This is a genomic window from Sporosarcina sp. SG10008 (assembly GCF_044569405.1).
GTDB classification, from domain to species: Bacteria; Bacillota; Bacilli; order Bacillales_A; family Planococcaceae; genus Sporosarcina; species Sporosarcina psychrophila.
The window spans coordinates 4,484,656-4,508,099 of sequence record NZ_CP172607.1; the positions used below are offsets into that span (position 1 = coordinate 4,484,656).

Here is a 23,444-nt window from a genome sequence, read left to right on the forward strand (position 1 = left end):
GAAGAGATTACGGTTCAGTCCGTGGATCTCTTTTTTATTGTTAGAACATTTGGATAGTAGTTGACAATTGGTAGTCTAATCCATCAACATAAATGTAAGGGATGGTGAGGAAGAAGATTGATAGAAATCTATAGAAAGACATGGATTTCCGGTTTTGTTATCGGGATAGGGCTGGCGATTTTTTGCATTTTATATTATTTCATTGGTTATACAAGTTTCATGGAAAATGGAGATGTGCTAGTTATAAACGGCATATTTGCGTTATGTTCGATCGGGACGGGATTTCGATTCAAAAGCGTACATGAGAAATTAGTCAATGAAACAATCGACATATCAGTGAGCACATTGAACTTGGAGAATTTAGATGAATTGATTCTCAAACGAATTCCTTCTTTTTTGTTCAAAATGTATAACGTCGATTCAGATGGCAATCCACTGTTTGTCATTGAACCATCCAAAGGGCGGTTATCGAGATGGCTAACATTTTTCGAGCTATTTGAGAAGGGGTTTATCATTCCGGTGCACTACGACATCTTAGATACAAACGGACAACTGCTAGCGACAATCACAATCCGAAGTAATATAAAGCGTGACGAACTTACATTAAAGAAACCGGATGGTACAGTCATGGCCGCTTACGTGCAGCAACATTGGAAAGCAAAACTCAAAAATCAAGGCGTTTTGTATCATGCAGATGGTTCGGTCTGGCGAGAACTTGAAGCGAAGTCAATAGCGGGCGATCTCGACGTGAAAGATGATGAGGGGCGTATGACGGCCAGATACCGTTTTGGTATTTTTCCGTATGCAATGAGACCGATCTTTCAAAGTACTGCCCATCATGAGCATATCCAGTTCGGGGCACATATTTCATCCGATGAAAAGCTGGCGTATACAATGGTGTTTTTCCTATGGCTCAAAGGATGAATTAAATCTCTTTTAGGTGTTGACTCTCACGTTACGTCATGCTTTATAGTTAGTTTTGAAGGGAGGCGGGTAGCGATGAAAGTGAAAGAAGTATCGCAGTTGACCGGTGTTAGTGTGCGCACACTCCATCATTATGATGACATCGGTTTGTTAACGCCAGATTGTACGACAGAAGCAGGGTACCGGCTTTATTCGGACGATAATTTGGCGACGTTGCAGCAAATTCTGTTCTTTCGTGAACTTGGCTTCTCTTTGAAAAAAATCAAAGAACTGCTTACGAGTCCTGCATTTAGTCGGCAGGAAGCTTTTGAAATGCAGCGTAAAATGCTCCATGAAAAGCGCAAGCAGCTTGATAGTATGATCAAAACGATTGAGAAGACAATTCAACATGGAAAAGGGGAATTAGTAATGACAAACGAAGAGAAATTTAAAGGGTTCGATTTCAGCAAGAACCCATATGAACAAGAGGCGAAAGCGCGTTGGGGCGATAAAGCGGTAGATGCATCTAAAAAGAAGGTTGCACAGTTCGGACCGGAAATTCAAGAGGAAATGAATCGCATATACTTTAATCTTGCGGAGCTCCGCAATACTTCACCGTCTTCGGACGAAGCGCAAGAAGCAATCGGCGATTGGTTCAATATGCTGAATACTAATTTTGGAACGTACTCGCTTGAGGCCTTTAAAGGACTTGGTGAAATGTATGTTGCGGATGAAAGATTTACGAAGAATATCGACCAGTTTGGAGATGGCCTTGCACTGTTTATGAGGGATGCGATGGCGGTTTATGTCGAAAAGGGAAAATAAGACAGAGAGTCTAGGATATAACTTTGCATCTCTGTAGGTCTGTGTTAAAGTCATGTATAATGGCTCACGAGAGACGTATAGTAGAACAAGGACTTTAAAATGGGGGCACCCGAACAAATGGGTGTCTATTATGGCTGTACTAATTCGCAGAGCGAACAAATTCGTTCGCTCTGTTTTTTTGATTCGGTATCCGAACCTTCTCGGGAAAATGAAACCCCAGCCCCTTATGAAACGTATAGTAAGTATAAAGAAATTTAGTTTATCCCGCATTAACGGGCAGTAAAATCCCCACTTCAAGTCATCAAGGACACGAGAAGAATAAGTGGGGGATCAACTGCCCGTAAAAGCCCGAATGGTTAAACTAACAATCAGAGGGGGATGATAACCCCCCTCTGATTGAAGATTAACTTTATCAACTGTCTTAAATACCCGTTACTATCTAGGTCCCGGGTCTTAGACAGTTTCCATCCACAGCCGGTTTAGTTAACCTATCGGAACGTACATAATGGATGTAACAGTAAGAGATCGCAAGGGGTTGATAGTCATGAAAAAAACAATATATATCGTGCTTACGGATACGGGGACGTTGCTGTCAAAAGCGATTGGGATGTATACGCGGAAGGATTTAAATCATACGTCAATCGCGTTTGATGAACAGCTGAACGAGATGTACAGTTTCGGTCGAAAGCAGCGGCATAATCCTTTCGTAGGTGGGTTTGTGAAAGAAAGTGCTACAGAGGGCATATTCCGGCAAGCAACATGTGAGGTTTATAGTTGTGAAGTGACAATTGAAGAATACACACGCATGCTTGATAAAATCCGCTTAATTGAACAGAATAAAGAACTTTATAAATATAATTTCATTGGTTTATTTGGCGTGGCTCTGAATAAGGGAATTCAACGCAAGCATGCATTTTTCTGTTCACAATTTGTGGCGATGGTCGTAAATGAAGGCGGCTTACAAATGTTTAATATTTCACCAAGTTTAGTGCAGCCACATCATTTTTCACAATTGCCCTGTTTGGAGCCTGTTTTTGAAGGTGATTTACAGACGTATTTGGATCAGACGAGGGGTCAACAAGAACGACAGCCTATCCGTATGAGTGTGTGGAAGAGTTTAGCATTTCGATTACTGGCCTAAATAAGTAACCTATTTATCGTGAGAGTACTTCGGTTTATCGAGGGGACTCTCTTTTTTATACCCGGTTTAAGTTCTTTGAAACTAGTAAGTAGGAAATGAGGGATGAAGTTGGATGAAGAACTGAAGGTTATTTTGCAACGGGTGTCTGATCTAGAAGGGGAAGTAAGCACGTTGAAGCGGCAATTGGCTGAAATGAAAACCCCTCCAAGCCCTGTTACGGAGAAAGTGGAAAAAGTTCATTTAGCCTCGATAATGGCACGTTTGCCTGAGCAACCAGTTCGGGAAGAAGTTCCGATTCAGCAGAAAATAAGGAAAGAATTCGATCTTGAGAAAGCGTTAAGCAACTGGCTTCCGCGAATATTTATGTTTATTCTACTACTTGGAGTTTTATGGGGATTGAAAGTTGGAATGGATAATGGATTTATCACCAATCCAGTACGAGTTGGAATGGGCTACACAGGAACAATTTTGCTCTATTTTCTTGGGACGCATTACTACAATGGTGGAAAAAAAGGGTTTGGTCTAACATTACTTGGCGGTTTTATCGGACTCGGAATTTTGACGACATTCGCGGCACATCTTTTATATGGCTATCTGAATTTCACGATTGCATTTGTGATAGGCGTGGCTTATATTATCGCAGGGTTGTTGTTATCGAGAAAAACAAAATCGGAAACGTTGACGATATTTTCTGGGATTGCAGGATTTTTACTACCTTTTTTATTAGAAGGAGAAGGAGCAACTTCCATTCAATTCTGTGCGTACATCCTGTTGTTATTTTTATCACTGTTTTATGTGTCACTCAGTCAAAAGTATAAGTATACGTTCTACGTCATGTTCTCACTATTCCATTTAACGTTGTTCGTTTATGCACTTCTCGAGAGTGCGTTTGCGGAAGAATCGATACTTGTTGCGACGGTGTTAATTCAGCATGGTGTGATTTTATTGTTTTACTTAAAAGGTCGAATTTCAAGGGATGTATTTTCAGAAGCACTTCTCTACTCGAATTTTGTCTTAACAATCGGCTGGATAAAACTACTTGACCATATGCAGGAAGTGACTGTTTACGGCTTGTTGGCGCTGTTGTATAGTCTGCTTGCGGTATATTCTTTTTGGAAGAAAGAAAGCGCGCTACGAGGTATTTTGTCTGCTGTAGCCGTATTTGCAGTCACTGTATTCATCCTATCCTTCGACATGGATGATACTCGGGTTGTTCTAATATTGCTTCTAGTGAATGGGGCAATTGGAATTTGGGTAGGTTTGCGTTTCAACACACTTAGGACAATTGTGACCGGTTCAGTAATTTACTTATTTACGGTTCCAGCAGTCCTGACTACATTGCAAATAAATGTATTTTGGTCCATGGAGAATGCGGTGTGGCTTGTCTTTATTGGTTCATTCAGTTGGATATTTTACACGCTTTACCGATTTACGCCTTCTCGTTTATTGGGGAAAACGAAGTCAATTGACAAAAGTTTGATTGTTGGTCAACTACTTGTTCTTGTCTATATTTTTAAATTAACAAAGCTAGGGCTTGCGAATACTTATGTATCGTTTGACACAGCTAATCATGTTCATGCGTTTGTATTATTGGTGGTACTTAGTGCTATGTATTTCTTCCACAAGTGGAGTAAAGGACTGTACTTGACGCATGGGGCAGTTATTCTGTTTCTGATAGCAGGTATGATAGTGCTGCTGACGGGCTTGGGTTCATATTATAAACACGGCGAGTTTTTATTTAATTTCTTTGTGCAATTTGCTTTTGTGGCCGCTTTTACGGCTGTAGTGTGGGCGATTGTAAAAGACCGTTTCTATCTTTCGGGCAAAGAGCTGAAGTGGGAGACACCGCAACTGGCGATTGTACTGCAAATTATCTATTTCATCGTCCTAAATAAATGGTACTTAGCCTTCACGACAGCTTATGAATGGGATTTGGAATATGTGTTGTTTGCGCATACGTTCTTACTGTTTGCTTTTGCGTTTGTGTCCATCAGTATCGGTGGGAAAATGAATTGGAAGTATGTCAAAATAATCGGAGCTGTGCTCATTATCATTTGTGTGCTGAAGCTCTTCCTCGTCGACTTATCAAGCATTTCCATTCTTGTTCGGGCAATATTGTTCACCATCGTTGGTGTTGTCGGCCTGGTATATTCACGGACGTTATTGAAGGAAGACTAAAAAAAGAAGCAATATGAAAAAGCAGCGGAATGATTAGTTCTGCTGCTTTTTCATATAAATGAGGGAAATTGTAAACTACTTTGTGTCAGGTGTATTGGACACAATACACGACTTGTTTGAAGAGCCGCAGATTTTCGGGCGACGAAGACTGATTAAATTAAGTATATACTCTTACTGAGGACACCGAGCAGGTTGTTTCAATTCGGTGTAAAGAGCAAAAGGCTTTACTAATTTCGCAATTAATGATAAAACGTGCGATAATAAAGAAAACGATCAAGTAAGGATGACGAAATGACAAAAACAATCGATTTACAAGTAAATGCAAGAAATATTAAAGATTTCAAAAAAGGCTATCCGTTAATTTTAAAAGATGCGATTATTAATTCTGGCGTGCTTGCAACGGAAGCGGAAGGAACGATTGTACGATTAGTGGATAAAGACCGTCGCTTCGTTGCGAAAGGCTATTACGGCTTGCAAAATAAAGGTCTTGGCTGGGTACTGACGAGGAAAGAGGAAGAAGTAATCGATTTTGACTTCTTCGAATCAAGAATTGCCGCAGCATTTGCGAGACGTGAAGCTTTATTTGCGGATGCCTACACGACAGCGTTCCGCGTGTTCAATGGTGAAGGCGATGGCATCGGCGGACTGACAATTGATTATTTCGACGGCTATTTTATGGTGAGTTGGTATAGCGAAGGAATTTATTCGCTGAAGCATCATGTCTACAGCGTCTTTGATAAAATCATTGATTACAAAGGTATTTATGAGAAGAAACGCTTTGACACAAAAGGCGGATACATCGAACAGGATGATTTCGTTAAAGGGGAGCAAGGTGATTTCCCAATTATCGTCAAAGAGAATGGCATGAATTTCGCAGTCAATTTAAATGACGGCGCAATGACTGGGATTTTCCTTGATCAGCGTGATATGCGTAAAGCGGTTCGCGATAAGTATTCCGAGGGAAGAAATGTGTTGAACACATTCTCGTATACGGGCGCATTTTCCGTTGCAGCACTACTCGGCGGCGCAGTTAAGACGACAAACGTTGACTTGGCGAAGCGTAGCAATGCGAAAACAATCGAGCAGTTCAGTGTGAATGCCATAGATTACGAACAGCAGGATATCAAAGTGATGGATGTCTTCGACTACTTCCGCTATGCAAAACGGAATGATTTGAAATTCGATCTAATCATTCTTGACCCGCCTAGTTTCGCTCGTACTAAAAAGTATACGTTCAGTACAGCGCAGGATTATCCGGCACTTCTTATGGATGCGATTGCGATTACTGAGAAAAACGGCATCATTGTTGCATCGACAAATAATGCGAGTTTCGGAATGAAGAAATTCAAAACGTTCATCGAGCAGGCCTTCGAAGAAGCAGGATCTAGGTATAAAATTCTTGAGGAATCAACATTGCCGAAAGACTTCCGGACAAACCGTGATTACCCTGAATTCAACTATTTAAAAGTTGTTATTGTGCAGAAGACGAAATAAATGTGGAATACAAAAGCCGTGCTAGGATTCTTCTGGTGCGGCTTTTTTTTATTCATAAAAGAGGACTAAGCTTTTCAATCGAGAATTGATTAGGATTGAGATTGAATAGGGGTGGGCATGTGACTGAGGCAATTTTACATGGAATTATCCTTGCATTTGGACTTATTGTGCCATTAGGTGTCCAAAATGTGTTTGTTTTTAATCAGGGGGCATTGCAACCGACATTCATGAGAGCCCTACCTGTAGTCGTGACCGCGGGTATTTGTGACACAATCTTGATTGTTGCGGCGGTGTCGGGCGTATCACTTCTTGTCCTAACGTTTGCCTGGTTGGAAAACATTATCTTCAGTATCGGTATTCTCTTTTTACTCTATATCGGTTTTGTCTTATGGAAAAGTGATGCGATGTCGACGAAGGTGGATGGAGAGAGATTTTCTACAAAAAAGCAAATCATCTTTGCAGCATCGGTTTCTTTATTGAACCCTCATGCAATCCTCGATACGATTGGAGTTATCGGGTCAAGCTCACTCAATTACGAGGGGGACGTAAGAATTGCATTTACGCTGACGACAATCATCGTTTCATGGCTTTGGTTTATCGGGCTTGCAACGGGCGGACGCTATTTCGGAAAGTTGGATTCGAGTGGGAAACTAATGGCGCTGCTGAATAAAGTATCCGCTTTAGTCGTTTGGGGAGTTGCTGTGTATATGGCAATCAGACTTATCAAGAATATGATGTAAGAGCCGTGCCGAGTAACAAACTGGCACGGTTTTTCTGTAATTTAACCTATGCCGGTCATAATCAGCCTCATGGAGAGCATAACCACGTCCATGGCGGTCATAACGTGCATCGTATCGAGCATAACTACTTCCATGCCGGTCATAACACAAAGAATAGGAATGAATAGTAATAAATCAAAGCTCCTGGAGTTCCGCATTCAACTTCTTCGCCTGCCCTCTGAAATACAGATAGAAGGAAGTCCAAAATATGGAATAGCAGACAACAAACATTCCGAATACGAGTAAAAAGCTTTTTACTGTAAATGGAACCCAACCGATTCCGAACGCGAGGATGAAGTAAAGGATAACTACCGTAACGAAATGTAATGCGGTCTGTTGGGACAAACGCAAAGACGTATTTTCAAAAAAGAGTGGCGTAACTGTGAAAAACCAACCACAGAAGATGGAACCGAGTGAGTTTTTTAAGAATAATTGTCCGTCTAGCATATCTTTACCGCTGAATAGCACAACAGAATTCGTCAATATGACTGCAATAAATGCACCGAACAGAATACCGATGAAGCTTCTATATAAAAAGGTTTTCATTCGCCTTTCCTCCTATTCATTTTCAAGGATTCTTTAATGGCATTGACGTATGTCCGAGAGACGTATTCTTTTGTACCTGATTTAAAATACACACAAAGTGTTCCATTAAACGACGCTTCGAAGCGGCTTAATTCATGTAGATTTGCAATGACAGATTTAGAGAGCCTAATGAATTTACTCGCCGGAAGAATTTTTTCAAGTTCGTATAACTTTTCTTTTAGTTTAAATGAGCCAGCAGAAGTCACGGCGATAACGCTATCTTTTTCTGTATGGAAAAAGTGAATTTCTGCCGGTTTTAAAATATGTTGCATATCGCCGTCTTTTCCGACGAGGAATTCTGTGTCTTGCCCTTTGATAAAATCTAGAATTTCTTGTACGGAATCATCCAATGTCGGGCATTCAATCGTCACCTTGGTTTCTTCATAATCGCGATCAATGTTTAATGATACTTTCATTGCGATGCACCCCTATCGGCAATAGTATATACATTAAATTTACCATTGCCTGGTAGTCTGTCAAATACGTCTTTTAGTAGAAATATGGAGAACGAACAATGCGACAATCACTAAACAAGAAATATAGACGACGGATATAAGCGTACTGTTGTCAAAAGTAAGCTGTTCATTCCAAACACCAATGAACAAATTATTCATATGATAGAGCGGATTAAATTCGGCGATAACTTGTATAAATTTCGGCATCATATTAATTGGAAATGCAAAGCCACCTGTAAAGATAACGACTTGGAAAATAACGATGGAGAACACTAATGCACTTTTCATCTCGTTGAAAAAAGAGTAGATGGCAGATGCGATAACGAGCAGAGCAGCATTGAGTGCGATGAAAAATCCATAGGCCAAGATGAAATTCAGTACATGAAACTGCAAATCATACAAGAGCATACCAATCGCATAAACGAACAGGTAGCCAAAACTTGTAATGATAATGGAGCGGATAATACTGGATAGCAGAAGCATATTTTTAGAAACGGGAGAAAGTCTAATTCGTTTTTCGACACCCGTCGTACGATGCGTCACCTGGTCAAACCCGAAAGCGAAAAATACAGTGGTGAACGTGATAAGTAAAATATACGAGGGTGTATATGTTTGTGCATAACTTAAGTTACCCGCGTAGGTTTGGTCTCCGAACAATTGCCCCATGAAAATGTACGTAACAGGTGGTACCACAATCGTGAAAACTAAGTAAAATAACTCTCTTGAAAACATGAGTAAGTCGTATTTTAACTGAGTCGCTAACATATTTTCTCCTCCTTATATAGATACTTTCTCGAGATAAAATTCATTGATGGATTTATAGCCTGATGCCAAAATAGCTTCTGTCGTATCGAAGACTTCATTCACACCATTATCTATAAGCATTACTTTGTCGCAGTACAATTCGATTTCATCCATATTATGTGTTGTCAGAATGACTGTACCGCCTGTTTTCTCGTTGTAATCGGTAATATACGTCCAAAGAATATTGCGCATATGCGGATCCAGACCAGTTGTCGGTTCATCTAAAATTAGAAGTTTCGGTTGTGATAAAAAGGCGATGGCCAAGCTTACAATCTGTTTCCATCCTCCAGAAAGTTTATCGAAGTACTTTTTTCGATGCGGTTGTAATTTAAAATCAGCGATGATTGTTTCGATGTCAATTGGGGATTTGTAATAGGCTTTAAATAACCGTAGTAACTCTTGTACTTTCAGTGTCTGATAGAACTGTGTAGGCTGCAGGACGACGGAAATTTGTTTTCGAACTTGTTCCATCCGGTTTATTGAAAGTGCTTTAATATCTTCATCGAAAACGAAGACTGTTCCAGCGTCGTATTGTTTAATGGTCATAATAATTTCAAGGAACGTTGATTTGCCCGCCCCGTTTTTCCCGATAACCCCAATTACTTCGCCTTCTTGTGCTTGAAAATCCAACCCTTTTAAAACGACGTTTGTTCCGTAAGCTTTTTTCAAGTTGCTAACGTTGATGATATTCATTGCTATCCCTCCGTTTGAAAGTTCTTTGTAACCAAAGTGTATGTTGTCTCGGTCTTGCTGTCTTCGGTATTCCCGTGAACCGCAATAATAGGAAGGTGACTTGTAGAAAACGTCCTATGAAATGCATTTGGTTTTCCGATAAATTAAAAGGACAAAGCTGGTAGAGAAGAGAATAAGTAGAAGAGGGGATGACGCGGATGAATTCATTGCAACCAAAAAAGCGCAGCAAGTTGCGAATATTCTTCGGGAAGAAAGTGTACCGATTGAGGCGGTATTCGGAGTGGTACATGGACGGAAAAAAGTATGCAACAAGGCGGTCAATGGAGAAATTAAACCATGTCATCTTCAAACATCGAACGCCGTTGCTCCGCAAATTGAAAGATGTAGAGATGGAATTGCAAACAAACAAAATTACGAATTTGAAAATAGCAGCAAAACGATTGAACGGAATTATGCTCCAGCCTGGAGAGACATTTTCCTATTGGCGCTTGATAGGCAGTACGACGAAGCGAAAAGGTTACGTTGACGGAATGATTTTGCATTACGGGCAAGTAACGAAAGGCGTTGGAGGCGGTTTGTGTCAGTTGTCGAACCTGATTTACTGGATGACACTTCACACGCCGCTCACGATTACTGAGCGATACCGTCATAGTTATGACGTATTCCCAGATTCGAAACGGAAACAGCCATTCGGAAGTGGTGCCACATGTGCTTATAACTATCTAGATTTACAAATAAAGAATGAAACGAATGTGCCCTATCAGCTCCTCATCTATTTGACGGACACATCGCTTGTTGGTGAATGGCGTGCGCATATGGGTGCGAATCGAACGTATAAAGTATACGAAAAAGACCATAGTTTCACGCGTGAATCGTGGGGCGGCTATGTGCGCCATAATACGATCTATAGGAAAGCGTACAACCTGAACGGAGAACTTATCGATGACGAATTCATCACAGAAAACCACGCGATCACGATGTATGAGCCATTTTTGACATATGAGAAGTGAAGCGGGGATATTCGGTTGATCCCACAAGTGAAGTCTTAAATTGGGAGTGGGTTTGGAATGTTAGGTTTAAATAAAGACGTAGTGAAATTAGTGGGATACACGAATAACTGGAAAAAACTTTTCAGGGTGGAAAAAAGTCTATTGAACTCGTTGGTTGGTGAGCATGTAGTAGATATCCAACATATCGGTAGCACGGCGATTGACGGAATTGTTGCAAAGCCACTTCTCGATATACTCGTGGGCGTTAAGTCGATAGGAGACGCGAAGAAATTTGATAAGCACAAGTTGAAAGAGGCGAACATTTACCATTTAGGACGTGTTCAAATCGAAGGGAAAGAAGTGTTTGCCAAGTTCTCAAATTTGGAGAACTTAACGAAGACACATGTCCTTCATGTTGTGGAATATGGTGGGGACTGGTGGCAAAACCACATATTTTTCCGAGATTATTTAAATGACCATCCCGAAGTCGCAAAACAATATGAAGTACTGAAGAAGGAAATGGCGGAAGCGTTTCCTACTAATGAGCGTTCCTATGCAGAGGGTAAAAAGGATTTTGTAGATAGGATAGTACTTCTGCAAGAAGGAAAGATTGATGAAATTCGTTGAGCTTGGATTTGGGAACACGTGGTTGTTTAGGACGGAAACAGAGTTAGAAGATGGTACTGAATTCGAAGAATAAGGCATCATCGGTCCGCTAAAAATTCATGCGATATATATGAGAGTGTGGATATTTAAAACTGTTTTCATATTGGATATAAGAGAAGGTTTTAAAAGGGTGAAAAAGAGCCGCAACAAATTTAAATTGATTTTGGTGTGGTTAGTAAATGATTTTGAATTCCAAGCAAAGAGGTGAATGAAATGCTGTTTCAAAAAGGAAATCTACTCATCCGCGAATTGGAATGGAGGGATAAGTACCTCCTTTCCAAATGGCTTTCAGATCCAGAAATTTTGCAGTATTACGAAGGGCGGGATAATCCGTTTGATGTGAAGAAAGTGGAACAGAAGTTTTTCGAAGCAGAAGCCGATGCTACACGCTGCATAATTGAATTCGATGAGGGCCCAATAGGTTATGTCCAGTTTTATGAAGTCGATGAGGATGAAAGACAAACCTATGGCTACAGCGACTCAATAGAAACACTCTATGGGATGGATCAGTTCATCGGGGAATCAGCGTATTGGAATAAAGGCGTCGGGACACAGATTGTCAGTGCGATGGTGGCTTATTTAATTCAAGAAAAAGGCGCGGACCGGATTGTGATGGACCCACAAACGTGGAATGAACGAGCCATTCGTTGTTATGAAAAATGCGGGTTTGAAAAAGTGAAATTGCTCCCGAAAAATGAATTGCATGAAGGGGAATACAGGGATTGTTGGTTAATTGAGTATCTCTCTAAAGTGGGTGTGGATGTATGAGAAATCGGGGTTCTGCCGTAATTATCGAAAATAATAAAGTTGCATTGCATTCGTGTTGATTAACCAAAAATAACCAAAAAATTGATCCCCCCTGGCATTACTTGTGTAGTTGCGTTTTTGGATTGCTTTGGATCGAATGACTTCTATTACGATTACCGAGATGTCTGGATGTGTAGGTATGCGACAAAGTCGCATACCTACACACTTATTTCGGTAATCGTATGGTGGCCCTTCATCCTTCGCGCTCCAAATGCATAAGTACACGTAGTGCTGAAGCTCTTTGGGACGAAAGAATAGCTGGCTTCTTAACTGGAGAAAAGCAGCCAAAGATGCAATTTTGGCGGCTCAAACTTTCTATATGGTTTTCTCTTTTTTACTAATAAAGAAGTGTCGCTTTCTAGTAGGCATCACATAATAAGGAGCATACTCTTTGTTAAAGATAAGCAAAGAACGCATCGTATAACGTGCAAGAGTGCCCGAAATTGCATCTTCGGGCACTGATAACCTGTGAAAAAGGATGCTCTTCTTTACTTCTAAAGCAACTGCATTTTTCACTTAAACAGTGTAGGTTTGCGACAGGTACTTATTCACAATAAGATGACCGAAAAGGGTGTGGCTAGGAATGACGAAGTCATTTCTAGCCACACCCGCTCCCCCGTTAATCATATCGTGAATAGTGTGCCGAAAGCGAACCGGAAATGATCCAGTGAAAATGGAGGTTTTCAAGCCTCTTCCTAACTTGTTATTTATGCAAGAAAATGGTTAATCAACAGACGTGGTTGCATTGATTAAACGAGTTAGAGAAGGACAAGAGTATTATGTTTATCCAGGCGGTGAGATTGAAAACGAGGAAAGTCTCGAACAAGCCGCAGTTAGAGAAACATTTGAAGAATTAGGCGTTCATATTAGCATTAAGATAGCCTTGGAATTGTTAATTATACTGGCGTGCAGTACTTTTTCATTGCTGAAGTTATCGGGGGGACATTCGGTACGGGGCAAGGCAAAGAGTTTAGCGGGGAAGTTAGGGATAGGGGGGCCTATGAGCCGACGTGGATTGAGTTAGATAACCTGTTATCGTTAGATGTCCATCCGATTGAGATTGCAGAAAAAGTGTATTCCTTATATAGAACTTTAAATTGTTAGGAGAAAGGTGAGATTATGAATAGGAATAGATTACAGCCCGTCGAAGCCGCAAAAAGGTTTATAACAGAACACTTCGCGGATTGCCAAGCTGCATTGCTTGCGGGGAGTGTTATCAGGGGCGAAGAAACAGCAACATCAGACTTGGATATCGTTGTTTTTGATGAAAAGATAGAATCGGCGTATCGTGAGTCGCTTATAGAGTATGGATGGCCAATCGAAGTGTTCGTTCATAACTTTACGTCTTACAAGGTGTTTTTTAAGGAAGACTGTGAAAGGGCTCGACCTTCATTGCCGCGAATGGTGTCTGAAGGAATCATCTTATTCGATTCAGGAGTTGTTTCTTTAATAAAGGAAGAAGCTAATGAACTATTGAAAAAAGGTCCTGAAGTATGGTCGATAAAAACGATAGAAATGAAACGGTATATGATAACGGATGCGCTCGATGATCTGATTGGTTCAACCAATCGTGCGGAAGAAATCTTCATAGCGAATACACTTGCCGATGCCATACATGAATTCTTCTTGCGGACAAATGTTCAATGGATTGGTGCGTCAAAATGGATTATGCGTGCTTTAAATCAATTTGATAAGAACTTTGCGCGAACGTTTGTACAAGCATTCGATGCATTTTATAAAACGGGTAATAAAGATGCAATTATCGATCTTGCAGATGAAGTGTTGAAACCATATGGTGGCAGGCTATTTGAAGGGTATTCAATGGGGAAAGGAGACCGTATATGACAAGTACATATGTAGATTGGGGGGGCCATAAGCTGAAGCTGACATGGGAAAGTGGTTTTTTGCCGGAAAGGGATTTGATCACGAGTGTCCATGGCTTCTGTTTTAAGGACGGGCAACTGTTGATGGTCGATTTGGATGATCGGGGTTGGGATTTTCCGGGCGGTCATATTGAAGTCGATGAAACTGCGGAGGTGTGCTTTAGACGTGAGGCAATGGAAGAAGGTTATGTAACGGGAGATTGTGTACTCCTCGGTTCAATAGAAATCGACCATAATGAAAATCCGTTGTGGAATGAACACAGTCCTTATCCGAAAGTGGGTTATCAGGTTTTTTACAAAATGGACATAACTGAATTACATCCTTTTGAAGCGAAGTATGAATCAAGCAGAAGAATTTTCATCCCCTTTGAAGACGTCTCCAAATACTATAAAGGTTGGCATGCAACGTATGAAAAAATTATGTGTGAGGTGCAAGGAAGGTGCCTAAATGAAAATCAGGAAATTACTACAACATGAAGCCCCACCTTTCGAACTCTTGCTACTTGCCGACCCATCGCGAGAACAGGTAGAGCTGTATATAGCTAATGGGGAGTGCCGTGTTGCTGAAGAGGAAGGCGAAATCGTAGGTGTCTATGTGCTAGTTAAGTTAGGTATAACAACGATGGAGATTATAAATATAGCTGTAGATGAGCGTATACATGGTCGCGGGATTGGGAAGAAGTTAATGAGTGACGCAATCCAGACCGCAAAGGTGTTGGGCTGCAAGTTCCTGGAAGTTGGGACGGGTAACTCCAGCATTGGTCAATTGGCTTTTTATCAGAAATCTGGGTTTCGTATCGATGGTGTTATAAAAGACTTTTTCGTTGATCACTACGAGGAAGAGATCATTGAAAACGGTATCCAGTGCAGGGATATGATTAGACTGTCGATGGAAATTGTATAATCATAAAGTAATCTATGCTTGATTACAGCTATGAACCATTTCATCTACTTTGTCACAAATACGTCCCGTGACAAGTCTCTATCCATCTAGTAAAATAGAAGTGATATGTTGTGAATTTTCTGTAAGGGGCGATGACGCTATGAAACGGATACTCATACTTCTTTTCATTGTTGGTATGATGGCAGGCTGTTCGAATGTGTATAGCGCAGAAGAGGGCTATCGCATGGCGGTTATCAATCATGGTTTCCCGGTTCCGAAAAATGCGAGTGAACTAAAGCCAGAAGCGTGTACAACGGAAATTTCGAAATCGGCAAAGTACAAGTTGAACGATATTGGCGGGGAGCAGGGAGAACCGCCGGAGCACTACTTGGAGGAAATAAAAAAGTGGGGCTGGACGGAACTTGAAGATGAACAAAAAGGGAATATCCACTTCTACGAAAAAGAAGGGAAAATCATGTCACTCATTTTTAAGGAAAATGTCTTTGATGTGTTTGAAATGAGTAGTGCATTGAAGATGTAGGAACTTAAGTGCTGTGTATTTCTTTTTTTTGAAACCATTTGGCATGTTCGTACGTACTAGTAACAAGAGATGATTGTGATGAACTGGAAAGTAGTCATTATTGCATAATATCTGTGCTATATGATATTGCTGTCAACACAAGCATTGTGGAATCCAAGATGTTTGGATGGTTCGTCAGGTCATCTTTGAGGTTTACTATTCATTATCCAATGACGATTAGAATATTCATGAAAGTTGAATTTGGCATTGCAGGGTGGAAAAGGCTATAGGTAATCATCATTTTGGTAGTTCGGTATCAGATGTAGTAAAATATATAATGATGGTGTTTTTACGAAAAGATAAAAAATTCATTAAAATGTAAAGGAGTGATTGGTTTGGCGATTATTTTACAAAAGGGTCAAAAAATTGATTTAACAAAAGGTCATCCAGGTCTTGAGAAGATTATAGTAGGCCTCGGTTGGGACCCAATTCAAAGTCAGAAAAAAGCTGGCGGATTACTCGGCGGACTTTTCGGTGGTGGCGGTAGCGGTGCTACAAATATGGATATAGACGCTTCTGTTATCATGCTTCAAGACGATAAATTTGCGAGCAATGACAACTTGGTTTACTTTGGTAACTTGAAAAGTAAATGTGGTAGCGTAACGCACACTGGTGATAATATCACTGGAGAAGGCGACGGAGACGACGAGCAAGTGATTGTTGACTTGAAAAAGGTACCCGCAAACGTTAACAAACTTGTATTTGTTGTTAATATTTATGATTGTGTAAAACGTAAGCAAGACTTCGGCCAAGTCGAAAATGCGTTTATCCGAGTCATGAATTCAGCGAACAATGAGGAATTACTTAAATTCAACCTGTCCGAAAACTATGCAGGTTCAACTAGTTTAACTGTTGGAGAAATTTATCGTCACGGCAGTGAATGGAAATTCGGCGCTGTTGGATCAGGATCATCTGATGCAGGTCTTGGCGAAATGGTTAAAAGGTACTCATAAACTATAAAAAACAGAAAAGAGGATGACATAAATGGCTATTTCATTGAGTAAAGGACAAAAAGTAGATTTGACGAAAAGTAACCCGGGATTAACGAATATTACGGTTGGTGTTGGCTGGGATACGAATAAATATGACGGTGGACAAGATTTTGATCTAGATTCTTCTATTTTCTTATTGAATGCAGCGGGTGTATGTGCAAATGAAAAAGATTTCGTTTTCTTCAATAACCTTGAGGGTGGAAATGGTTCCGTCGTTCATACTGGTGATAACTTGACTGGTGAAGGTGATGGAGACGATGAGCAAGTCAAAGTTTCCCTTTCAACTGTACCAACTACTGTTGAAAGAATTGCATTCGCAATTACAATTCATGATGCAGAACAACGTAGCCAAAATTTCGGGCAAGTTTCAAATAGCTATGTACGAATCGTCAACGATGCAAACGGTGAAGAGTTAATCCGTTATGACCTTGGCGAAGACTTCTCTATTGAAACGGCTGTTGTTGTAGGGGAACTTTACAGACATGGTAGTGAGTGGAAGTTCAATGCAATTGGTAGCGGCTATCAGGGCGGACTTGGTTCACTTGTTAAGGACTACGGACTACAAGCTTAATTAATTGATATAACTATATATGTTGTTTCCGGTGCCAGTTGCTGACATCGGGTTTGTATTTGAACTTCAGTGTAGGCGCCTTACAGGGGTAGCCGAAGCCGTAAGACTGGTGGCGAAGGCGCTTTCTGGCTTATGGCGCGGGAGGCATCCCCTAAGCGCCGGAGCGGAGTTGAATGGAATCATCTATTCAATCTATATAGTTATGGAAGTTTTGAATTCTAATCATGATAAACAGGAGTGATTCAGATGGCGATTACTTTATCAAAAGGTCAAAAAATCGATTTGACGAAGACAAATCCCGGCCTTGTAAGAGGTGTTATCGGACTAGGTTGGGATACGAATAAATACTCTGGCGGTCAGGAGTTTGACCTTGATGCATCGGCGTTTCTTGTCGATGCAAGCAATCGTTGCCAGAATGATCATGACTTCATTTTCTATAATAATCTTAAGCATCCGAGTGGCGCTCTTCTACATACTGGCGATAACCGGACGGGCGAAGGAGATGGGGATGACGAGCAAGTAATCGTTGATTTCCCTAAAATCCCTGCGTACGTTGACCGCATTGGTATTACGGTTACGATTCACGATGCAGAAGGAAGAAGTCAAAACTTTGGTCAGGTATCAAATGCCTTTGTTCGATTATCGGATGAAGCGACCGGAGAAGAGGTGCTACGTTTCGATTTAGGAGAGGATTTCTCGATTGAAACGGCAGTTGTTTTTTGCGAACTGTACAGGCACGGTAACGATTGGAAATTTAATGCAATCGGTAGTGGATTCTCTGGAGGGCTAGGGGCACTTTGCCGGAATTATGGTTTAGAAGTATAAATTTACGGGCTGATAAAAGGTCGGAGTCTTTTATTGTTTTATTATCAGGAGGAACTAATGGAGATACTTAATGGAATAATCGATACATATGCCGCTTTTTTTGATTGGGGTATGTGGGTGGAAGTATTATCGGATCCAGTCAGTTGGGGCTTAATCGGTACTCTCATCATACTTGAGGGGCTATTGTCAGCTGATAATGCTCTCGTTTTGGCGGTCATGGTTAAACATTTACCAGAAAAGCAACGAAAAAAAGCTTTGTTTTACGGGCTTCTTGGTGCTTATGTCTTCCGCTTTATCGCAATCGGGGTCGGTGTTTTCCTCATTAAATTGTGGTGGGTCAAGGCATTAGGTGCGGCTTATCTCGCATGGTTGGCGATTAAATACTTTATGGATAAGTCTAAAGAGGCAGGTAATGACGAAGAAATTGCTGGGATGAAAACAGAAGGTATTCTAATCCGTCTTTTCGGTACATTCTGGGGAACAATCGCTGCTGTAGAGATTATGGACATCGCTTTTTCAGTAGATAGTGTTCTTGCTGCTTTCGGTGTAAGTGAACAGATTTGGGTACTTCTTCTTGGAGGAATGCTCGGTGTCTTGATGATGCGTGGAATTGCCGGCGTATTTTTGAAGTTAATCGACAAGGTACCAGAACTTGAAACGTCAGCATATGTGCTGATTATGTTAATAGCGATTAAAATGGGATTGAGCGTTGTTGGAATTGACGTCCACCACTACGTATTCTTTATCATTCTAATCCTTACGTTCATTGCCACATTCGTTGTTCACAACATGAATAAAAAGAAAATGGCTTAATACAAAGAAAAAAAGAAGGCTAGCCCCTTCTTTTTTCTTTTACCCTAAATCGAATAATAAATAAGGTTGGTGCTCAGATTGAGGTATTTTAATGACTTAGCTGCTATTGGCTTAGAAGATTTATTTTATCGGAAACCGGAGACGGTTACGAAGCATACCGATAAACAACGGCTATCATACAGTCTGGGGGCTTTATTGTATATGCCAGCAACCCGTGAGGATATAGCCCATCTCATTATTACCAACAAATTTAAGGAGCTTGTCACAGTAGCGATCTGTCTTGAAGATGCAATAGGTGATCATGAAGTTGAACGGGCGGAAAATAAACTGATTACGCATATGCAACAAATTAGTGCTGCAGTTCAGGATGGTCGACTTACGGAAGAAACGACTCCACTTATTTTTGTTCGGGTAAGAAGTGCACAACAGATGCTGGACATAGGGGAGCGGCTCGGTGATTCGTTGAAGAACCTCGTAGGCTTTGTGTTTCCTAAGTTTGCATCGGATAATGCGGAGGACTACTTATCGGGTCTGCGACAGTTGAATGAGCAAGCGAATACAGTTTTATATGGTATGCCAATTCTTGAATCGCCGAATGTTCTTTACAAGGAGCGTCGCTTGGCAGAGTTGCTTAGTTTAAAGGAGATAGTTGATCGGTATGCTGACTTCATTCTGAATATCCGGATTGGTGCTACGGATTTATGTGGACTTTACGGGTTGAGGAGGGATAGTGAGACGACTGTCTATGAGATTTCCATTGTCAATGAGCTAATTACGGATGTTGTCAATATATTTGCCAGGCAACATGACGGTTTCGTGGTATCGGGCCCAGTGTGGGAACATTTCTCATCAAACGGTCGTATCTTAAAACCACAACTGCGTGAGACGCCATTTCAAGAAAGTTCAGGTTCAGTGGGTCTTCTTCTCAGAAAAGAATTGATACGGAAAGATTTTGACGGGCTAATTCAGGAAACGTTGCTAGATAGAGCGAACGGCTTAGTTGGGAAAACAATCATTCATCCGTCTCACCTTTTGCCTGTGCAGGCATTGCATGTCGTCACGAAGGAAGAATATGTGGACGCACTTAGTATCTTCCAGCAGGCCACAGGTGAAAAAGGTGTGTTCAAAAGTGAATTTATGAACAAAATGAATGAGATTAAGCCCCATCTATACTGGGCACAAAAAGTGTTAATTAAGTCTGATATATACGGGGTGTACAATGAAAACATTACATTCATCGATTTATTATCCGAGTAGGTACACGCATGAAGTTTGCGAAACTATGCAAGTACATGTACAAATTGACCAAAATCCATATGAGCTTTCAGTTGAAAGTTTATATGAGATGGCCGCAAGAATTAACAAAAAACGTTCTTTTTTATTCGTCAGTAAAGTACTCGGGAAACATATTTCTATTCCGCCTCAACTGCCCTTGATTGCATCAGCATTGCTGGCCTCTGCTTATTATGAAGGTAAGACAAGCAAACAAATGCCTGGAAAAGAACAGCTCATCGAAGCAGTTAAGGACGGTTCCACTAAAAACTTGCAAACAGCATATTCAATTGTACAGGAACTACACTGTCAACTTGATGAGCCGGTTGTGTTCATCGGTTTTGCGGAAACGGCAACGGCCCTCGGTCATGGCGTTTTTGACTGTTTTTCGGATGCTACCTACATTCATTCGACTAGAGAAATGCTTGCTGATGAAGAGGTGACGCTCTACTTTGAAGAAGAGCATTCCCACGCTACAGAACAGCGTTGCTATGCACCGGAACAGTATTTGAATAATGACCACTCGATTTGTCTGGTAGATGATGAAATTACGACAGGCAAGACAGCATTGAATATCATCGCTTCTATTCAAAAGCGTTTTCCACGTAAGGAATACACAATACTATCCCTGTTGGACTGGCGAAGTGTAGAAGATCAGCAACGATTGAAGGCATTTGAGAAATTGCATGATGTACGCATCACGACGTATGCTTTATTGACGGGAACAATCCAATTAGAAGGCACACCTGGTTTAGCTGAAGATGCCAGTGTCATTGACGAATTGGTTGTTAAAGTTCCCGATTTTGAGAGAATCAGTCTGAAGTCATTGCCTATCCCTCTTCCTCACTATCCTTATTCTTCAATTGATTCTTTTGGATTTAAAAATGATTCAAATTATTTGTCTCTGACTGGTAGATTCGGTATCTCGTCGGACAACAAAGAGGATGTTGAAGCATACTGTCAGAGTGCAGGAGAATATTTGAGGAAGTATCGGACAGGAAAACGGACATTATGTTTAGGTACTGGGGAATTCATGCATATCCCCATGAAAACGGCTGTTTACATGGGCGAAGGTGTATCTTATCATTCAACAACGAGAAGCCCGATATTCCCAATTGACCGAGAAGGTTATCCGATAAAAAGTCGAATGGCTTTTGAAAGTCCTGAAGATCCAGCAACTATGAATTATGCATATAATGTATCCGACATGGAATACGATGAAGTCTTTTTATTTTTTGAACGTCCTATAGATGACAACAGGCTTGAACCGATATTACGCCAGTTCAAAGGATTACCTGCAATCTATATTGTAGACTTCACTTGAAAGGTGTGAGTAGAAAATGCAACAAATGACTAAAACAGTGACTGGAAGTTATTCATCTGAAGATGTCGTTTTTCTATTGAAAGATCTGTCAGATGCGAGCCTTGAAAGAAGCCTGAATGAACGGGAAGAGGCTATTCAAGGCGGCGCCCATTATTCGGAAATGCTTCCCATTGAATATGAGCCAACCGAAGCCTATTTAACTCTTTTTTACGAGTCACTCAATACTTCAAAGCGAAAAGTAGCAACAGCGGTCGGCGCAGTTTCGGAACTCCTCATTGAGAAAAAAGGGAAGGAACTTGTTCTTGTTTCCCTTGCGAGGGCTGGGACGCCGATAGGTATCTTGATGAAACGTTATATTAATGCGGTATATGGGTTGAATTTACCGCATTATAGCATATCCATCATTCGAGGACGTGGCATCGATGAAAATGCGATGCTGTATATTACGAGTCAACATCCTGATAAGCGCGTCGTTTTTGTCGACGGTTGGACTGGTAAAGGTGCGATATCTATGGAGCTGACAAAGTCTGTGGAGTCGTTTAAAGAAAAATATGGTATCCTACTGGACGACGAACTCGTTGTATTGGCGGATCCGGGTCACTGCTCTTCCTTATATGGGACGCGGGAGGACTTTCTAATCCCAAGCGCCTGTTTGAATTCAACAGTATCAGGCCTAGTTAGCCGAACGGTTCTGAACAGCCGCTGGATAGGAGCGACGGATTTCCACGGAGCGAAATTCTATTCGGAACTTCAGGATAAAGATGTATCGAATCATCATATTGATGTCATTACGGCAGAATTTGAAGCGGCAGCAATGTTAATCGAAGCGGCGAAAGAAGCTTTAAAGAAAACAGATATGAGCCCGACATGGCAGGGAATGAAAACAATTGCATCAATTCAGGAGCACTACGGCATTGAAAATGTGAATCTCATCAAACCTGGTGTTGGAGAGACGACACGTGTTCTTTTACGACGTCTACCATGGAAGATATTAGTTAAGGATTTAAACGATGTGCGGCTTAAACATATTTTCCAACTTGCAAAGGAAAGAGCTGTACCTGTGGAGGTTTATGAACAGATGACTTATACTTGTTGTGGACTTATTAAACCGTTGGAGAAAAAAGTATGATGTTCGCAAGCGATTTAGATGGAACACTTATTTATTCGAAACGGCGCTTTGGCGAGGAAACCTTGAATGTATCTGTTCGTAATATTGAAGTATATAATGGAAGAGACATTTCATTCATGACAGAAAAAGCGATTGCGCTATTACGCGAACTGTCCGATGAGATGATGTTTGTTCCTGTAACGACAAGAACAATTGAACAGTATAATCGAGTCTCACTATTTCATGAAGAAATACGTCCTACATACGCGATTACTTGTAATGGCGGCGTTGTGCTGAAAGATGGACATATAGATACGCACTGGCAGGATTATATCCGTACTAAAATAGATGGAAGTACCGCTTCAGTGGATGATGTGAAGCGGAAAATAGAAGAGACTGCGGATGCGTCTTGGTTGAAATCCATTCGTGTGGTAGAGCGATTTTTTGTGTACTTGATTATTGAACCACCGCTATCAGCTGAGCGGATCAATTATTATTCACAGTGGGCGGCAGCGCATGACTGGGCATTTTCAGTTCAAGGCAGAAAAGTTTACTTCATTCCATCATTCATCAATAAATGGGATGCGGTGGACTATGTTGCAAAAAAAGAAGGAAAGCAAACGGTTTATACGGCAGGGGATTCCAATTTGGATGTCTGCTTGATTGAACAGGCGGAGTTTGGTCTGATACCACGGCACGGGGAAGCGGCAGCTAAATTTGGTCATCTAGGACTGACACAAAAAACAGGGATTTTGGCATCGGAGGAAATCATTGAAGCTATTCTTTCGAAGCGTCTCCAATTAACTCCTGGAATCCGTTGACGATATCGGACTACGCCCCTTCCATTGACGCAAAAAAATAGGTGATTGGGGGG

The 23,444-nt window shown here is 41.0% G+C and carries 26 protein-coding genes and 1 pseudogene; 23 read left to right on the forward strand and 4 right to left on the reverse strand.

All coding sequences use genetic code 11. The annotated features are described in order from the left end of the window. Positions 1-117: 117 nt before the first annotated feature. From ACGLYD_RS21150 to ACGLYD_RS21175, 6 genes are all read left to right on the forward strand, one after another. Positions 118-924 (forward strand): hypothetical protein, encoded by an 807-nt coding sequence (locus ACGLYD_RS21150; RefSeq protein ID WP_399630402.1) that lies wholly within the window; start codon positions 118-120, stop codon positions 922-924. A 75-nt stretch (positions 925-999) separates the two neighbouring features. Then, positions 1,000-1,728: a MerR family transcriptional regulator gene (locus tag ACGLYD_RS21155; protein WP_067204940.1), complete on the forward strand. Its 729-nt coding sequence runs from the start codon at positions 1,000-1,002 to the stop codon at positions 1,726-1,728. 544 nt (positions 1,729-2,272) lie between these two features. Then, the gene (locus ACGLYD_RS21160) at positions 2,273-2,869 is read left to right on the forward strand and encodes a hypothetical protein (RefSeq protein WP_255428558.1); all 597 of its coding nucleotides are present in this window, start codon (positions 2,273-2,275) and stop codon (positions 2,867-2,869) included. A 102-nt stretch (positions 2,870-2,971) separates the two neighbouring features. Beyond that, positions 2,972-5,047, forward strand: a complete 2,076-nt coding sequence (locus tag ACGLYD_RS21165) for a DUF2339 domain-containing protein (RefSeq protein ID WP_399630405.1) — start codon at positions 2,972-2,974, stop codon at positions 5,045-5,047. Between the two features lie 291 nt (positions 5,048-5,338). Further along, a complete protein-coding gene (locus ACGLYD_RS21170) occupies positions 5,339-6,541 on the forward strand; it encodes a class I SAM-dependent rRNA methyltransferase (protein WP_067204951.1) in 1,203 nt (400 codons plus the stop codon). Between the two features lie 119 nt (positions 6,542-6,660). Then, a complete protein-coding gene (locus ACGLYD_RS21175; protein ID WP_067204954.1) occupies positions 6,661-7,281 on the forward strand; it encodes a LysE/ArgO family amino acid transporter in 621 nt (206 codons plus the stop codon). Positions 7,282-7,455: 174 nt separating this feature from the next. Here the strand turns inward: ACGLYD_RS21175 and ACGLYD_RS21180 are convergent, their stop codons facing one another. The 4 genes from ACGLYD_RS21180 to ACGLYD_RS21195 are packed head-to-tail and all read right to left on the reverse strand — an operon-like array spanning position 7,456 to position 9,857. Continuing rightward, positions 7,456-7,866, reverse strand: a complete 411-nt coding sequence (locus tag ACGLYD_RS21180) for a DUF3021 domain-containing protein (RefSeq protein WP_067204957.1) — start codon at positions 7,864-7,866, stop codon at positions 7,456-7,458. Further along, positions 7,863-8,321 (reverse strand): LytTR family DNA-binding domain-containing protein, encoded by a 459-nt coding sequence (locus tag ACGLYD_RS21185; protein ID WP_338653870.1) that lies wholly within the window; start codon positions 8,319-8,321, stop codon positions 7,863-7,865. The genes ACGLYD_RS21180 and ACGLYD_RS21185 overlap by 4 nt, the downstream gene beginning before the upstream one ends. A gap of 60 nt (positions 8,322-8,381) precedes the next feature. Further along, positions 8,382-9,125, reverse strand: a complete 744-nt coding sequence (locus tag ACGLYD_RS21190; RefSeq protein WP_338653869.1) for an ABC transporter permease — start codon at positions 9,123-9,125, stop codon at positions 8,382-8,384. A gap of 12 nt (positions 9,126-9,137) precedes the next feature. Beyond that, complete coding sequence (locus tag ACGLYD_RS21195) at positions 9,138-9,857, reverse strand: ABC transporter ATP-binding protein (RefSeq protein WP_342539525.1); 720 nt, start codon at positions 9,855-9,857, stop codon at positions 9,138-9,140. A gap of 197 nt (positions 9,858-10,054) precedes the next feature. Here ACGLYD_RS21195 and ACGLYD_RS21200 point away from each other — a divergent pair, with 197 nt between their 5' ends. The 17 genes and pseudogenes from ACGLYD_RS21200 to ACGLYD_RS21280 all read left to right on the forward strand — a co-directional run bounded on the left by ACGLYD_RS21200 (position 10,055) and on the right by ACGLYD_RS21280 (position 23,391). Beyond that, entirely contained in the window at positions 10,055-10,867 is an 813-nt protein-coding gene (locus tag ACGLYD_RS21200; protein WP_399630412.1) for a VanW family protein, read from the forward strand. A gap of 57 nt (positions 10,868-10,924) precedes the next feature. Then, complete coding sequence (locus ACGLYD_RS21205; RefSeq protein WP_399630414.1) at positions 10,925-11,473, forward strand: GrpB family protein; 549 nt, start codon at positions 10,925-10,927, stop codon at positions 11,471-11,473. Further along, positions 11,460-11,720: pseudogene (locus ACGLYD_RS21210) on the forward strand (DUF3977 family protein). Before ACGLYD_RS21205 ends, ACGLYD_RS21210 begins: the two are co-directional and overlap by 14 nt. A gap of 5 nt (positions 11,721-11,725) precedes the next feature. Then, on the forward strand, positions 11,726-12,280 hold the full coding sequence (locus ACGLYD_RS21215) for a GNAT family N-acetyltransferase (protein WP_399630416.1): 555 nt from the start codon (positions 11,726-11,728) through the stop codon (positions 12,278-12,280). Between the two features lie 784 nt (positions 12,281-13,064). After that, positions 13,065-13,343, forward strand: a complete 279-nt coding sequence (locus ACGLYD_RS21220) for an NUDIX domain-containing protein (protein ID WP_399630419.1) — start codon at positions 13,065-13,067, stop codon at positions 13,341-13,343. 95 nt (positions 13,344-13,438) lie between these two features. After that, entirely contained in the window at positions 13,439-14,164 is a 726-nt protein-coding gene (locus ACGLYD_RS21225; RefSeq protein WP_399630421.1) for a nucleotidyltransferase domain-containing protein, read from the forward strand. Beyond that, positions 14,161-14,679 (forward strand): NUDIX hydrolase, encoded by a 519-nt coding sequence (locus ACGLYD_RS21230; RefSeq protein WP_067204979.1) that lies wholly within the window; start codon positions 14,161-14,163, stop codon positions 14,677-14,679. Before ACGLYD_RS21225 ends, ACGLYD_RS21230 begins: the two co-directional genes overlap by 4 nt. Then, a complete protein-coding gene (locus ACGLYD_RS21235) occupies positions 14,651-15,106 on the forward strand; it encodes a GNAT family N-acetyltransferase (protein WP_187046498.1) in 456 nt (151 codons plus the stop codon). The genes ACGLYD_RS21230 and ACGLYD_RS21235 overlap by 29 nt, the downstream gene beginning before the upstream one ends. A 139-nt stretch (positions 15,107-15,245) precedes the next feature. After that, positions 15,246-15,626, forward strand: coding sequence for a hypothetical protein (locus tag ACGLYD_RS21240; RefSeq protein WP_067204984.1), 381 nt, complete (start codon positions 15,246-15,248; stop codon positions 15,624-15,626). Between the two features lie 374 nt (positions 15,627-16,000). Continuing rightward, positions 16,001-16,618: a TerD family protein gene (locus tag ACGLYD_RS21245; RefSeq protein WP_067204987.1), complete on the forward strand. Its 618-nt coding sequence runs from the start codon at positions 16,001-16,003 to the stop codon at positions 16,616-16,618. A gap of 31 nt (positions 16,619-16,649) precedes the next feature. Continuing rightward, positions 16,650-17,228: a TerD family protein gene (locus ACGLYD_RS21250; protein ID WP_067204989.1), complete on the forward strand. Its 579-nt coding sequence runs from the start codon at positions 16,650-16,652 to the stop codon at positions 17,226-17,228. 246 nt (positions 17,229-17,474) lie between these two features. Further along, positions 17,475-18,053: a TerD family protein gene (locus ACGLYD_RS21255; protein WP_067204991.1), complete on the forward strand. Its 579-nt coding sequence runs from the start codon at positions 17,475-17,477 to the stop codon at positions 18,051-18,053. A gap of 57 nt (positions 18,054-18,110) precedes the next feature. Then, on the forward strand, positions 18,111-18,866 hold the full coding sequence (locus ACGLYD_RS21260) for a TerC family protein (protein WP_067204993.1): 756 nt from the start codon (positions 18,111-18,113) through the stop codon (positions 18,864-18,866). A 78-nt stretch (positions 18,867-18,944) separates the two neighbouring features. Continuing rightward, a complete protein-coding gene (locus tag ACGLYD_RS21265) occupies positions 18,945-20,123 on the forward strand; it encodes an HpcH/HpaI aldolase/citrate lyase family protein (protein WP_187046499.1) in 1,179 nt (392 codons plus the stop codon). Then, positions 20,086-21,462, forward strand: coding sequence for a phosphoribosyltransferase family protein (locus ACGLYD_RS21270; RefSeq protein ID WP_399630431.1), 1,377 nt, complete (start codon positions 20,086-20,088; stop codon positions 21,460-21,462). Before ACGLYD_RS21265 ends, ACGLYD_RS21270 begins: the two co-directional genes overlap by 38 nt. A 16-nt stretch (positions 21,463-21,478) precedes the next feature. Next, entirely contained in the window at positions 21,479-22,591 is a 1,113-nt protein-coding gene (locus ACGLYD_RS21275) for a cysteine protease StiP family protein (RefSeq protein WP_399630434.1), read from the forward strand. Continuing rightward, positions 22,588-23,391 carry a hypothetical protein gene (locus ACGLYD_RS21280; RefSeq protein WP_187046501.1) on the forward strand — a complete coding sequence of 268 codons (804 nt, stop codon included), beginning with the start codon at positions 22,588-22,590 and terminating at the stop codon, positions 23,389-23,391. Before ACGLYD_RS21275 ends, ACGLYD_RS21280 begins: the two co-directional genes overlap by 4 nt. Positions 23,392-23,444: the final 53 nt, after the last annotated feature.

Excerpts from the sequence above, each read along its gene's own strand:
- ACGLYD_RS21155 (WP_067204940.1), top strand. The coding sequence starts at position 1,000 with ATGAAAGTGAAAGAAGTATCGCAGTTGACCGGTGTTAGTGTGCGCACA.
- ACGLYD_RS21160 (WP_255428558.1), top strand. The coding sequence starts at position 2,273 with ATGAAAAAAACAATATATATCGTGCTTACGGATACGGGGACGTTGCTG.
- ACGLYD_RS21165 (WP_399630405.1), top strand. The coding sequence starts at position 2,972 with ATGAAGTTGGATGAAGAACTGAAGGTTATTTTGCAACGGGTGTCTGAT.
- ACGLYD_RS21170 (WP_067204951.1), top strand. The coding sequence starts at position 5,339 with ATGACAAAAACAATCGATTTACAAGTAAATGCAAGAAATATTAAAGAT.
- ACGLYD_RS21180 (WP_067204957.1), bottom strand. The coding sequence starts at position 7,866 with ATGAAAACCTTTTTATATAGAAGCTTCATCGGTATTCTGTTCGGTGCA.
- ACGLYD_RS21185 (WP_338653870.1), bottom strand. The coding sequence starts at position 8,321 with ATGAAAGTATCATTAAACATTGATCGCGATTATGAAGAAACCAAGGTG.
- ACGLYD_RS21190 (WP_338653869.1), bottom strand. The coding sequence starts at position 9,125 with ATGTTAGCGACTCAGTTAAAATACGACTTACTCATGTTTTCAAGAGAG.
- ACGLYD_RS21195 (WP_342539525.1), bottom strand. The coding sequence starts at position 9,857 with ATGAATATCATCAACGTTAGCAACTTGAAAAAAGCTTACGGAACAAAC.
- ACGLYD_RS21200 (WP_399630412.1), top strand. The coding sequence starts at position 10,055 with ATGAATTCATTGCAACCAAAAAAGCGCAGCAAGTTGCGAATATTCTTC.
- ACGLYD_RS21205 (WP_399630414.1), top strand. The coding sequence starts at position 10,925 with ATGTTAGGTTTAAATAAAGACGTAGTGAAATTAGTGGGATACACGAAT.
- ACGLYD_RS21215 (WP_399630416.1), top strand. The coding sequence starts at position 11,726 with ATGCTGTTTCAAAAAGGAAATCTACTCATCCGCGAATTGGAATGGAGG.
- ACGLYD_RS21225 (WP_399630421.1), top strand. The coding sequence starts at position 13,439 with ATGAATAGGAATAGATTACAGCCCGTCGAAGCCGCAAAAAGGTTTATA.
- ACGLYD_RS21230 (WP_067204979.1), top strand. The coding sequence starts at position 14,161 with ATGACAAGTACATATGTAGATTGGGGGGGCCATAAGCTGAAGCTGACA.
- ACGLYD_RS21235 (WP_187046498.1), top strand. The coding sequence starts at position 14,651 with ATGAAAATCAGGAAATTACTACAACATGAAGCCCCACCTTTCGAACTC.
- ACGLYD_RS21240 (WP_067204984.1), top strand. The coding sequence starts at position 15,246 with ATGAAACGGATACTCATACTTCTTTTCATTGTTGGTATGATGGCAGGC.
- ACGLYD_RS21250 (WP_067204989.1), top strand. The coding sequence starts at position 16,650 with ATGGCTATTTCATTGAGTAAAGGACAAAAAGTAGATTTGACGAAAAGT.
- ACGLYD_RS21255 (WP_067204991.1), top strand. The coding sequence starts at position 17,475 with ATGGCGATTACTTTATCAAAAGGTCAAAAAATCGATTTGACGAAGACA.
- ACGLYD_RS21260 (WP_067204993.1), top strand. The coding sequence starts at position 18,111 with ATGGAGATACTTAATGGAATAATCGATACATATGCCGCTTTTTTTGAT.
- ACGLYD_RS21270 (WP_399630431.1), top strand. The coding sequence starts at position 20,086 with ATGAAAACATTACATTCATCGATTTATTATCCGAGTAGGTACACGCAT.
- ACGLYD_RS21275 (WP_399630434.1), top strand. The coding sequence starts at position 21,479 with ATGCAACAAATGACTAAAACAGTGACTGGAAGTTATTCATCTGAAGAT.
- ACGLYD_RS21280 (WP_187046501.1), top strand. The coding sequence starts at position 22,588 with ATGATGTTCGCAAGCGATTTAGATGGAACACTTATTTATTCGAAACGG.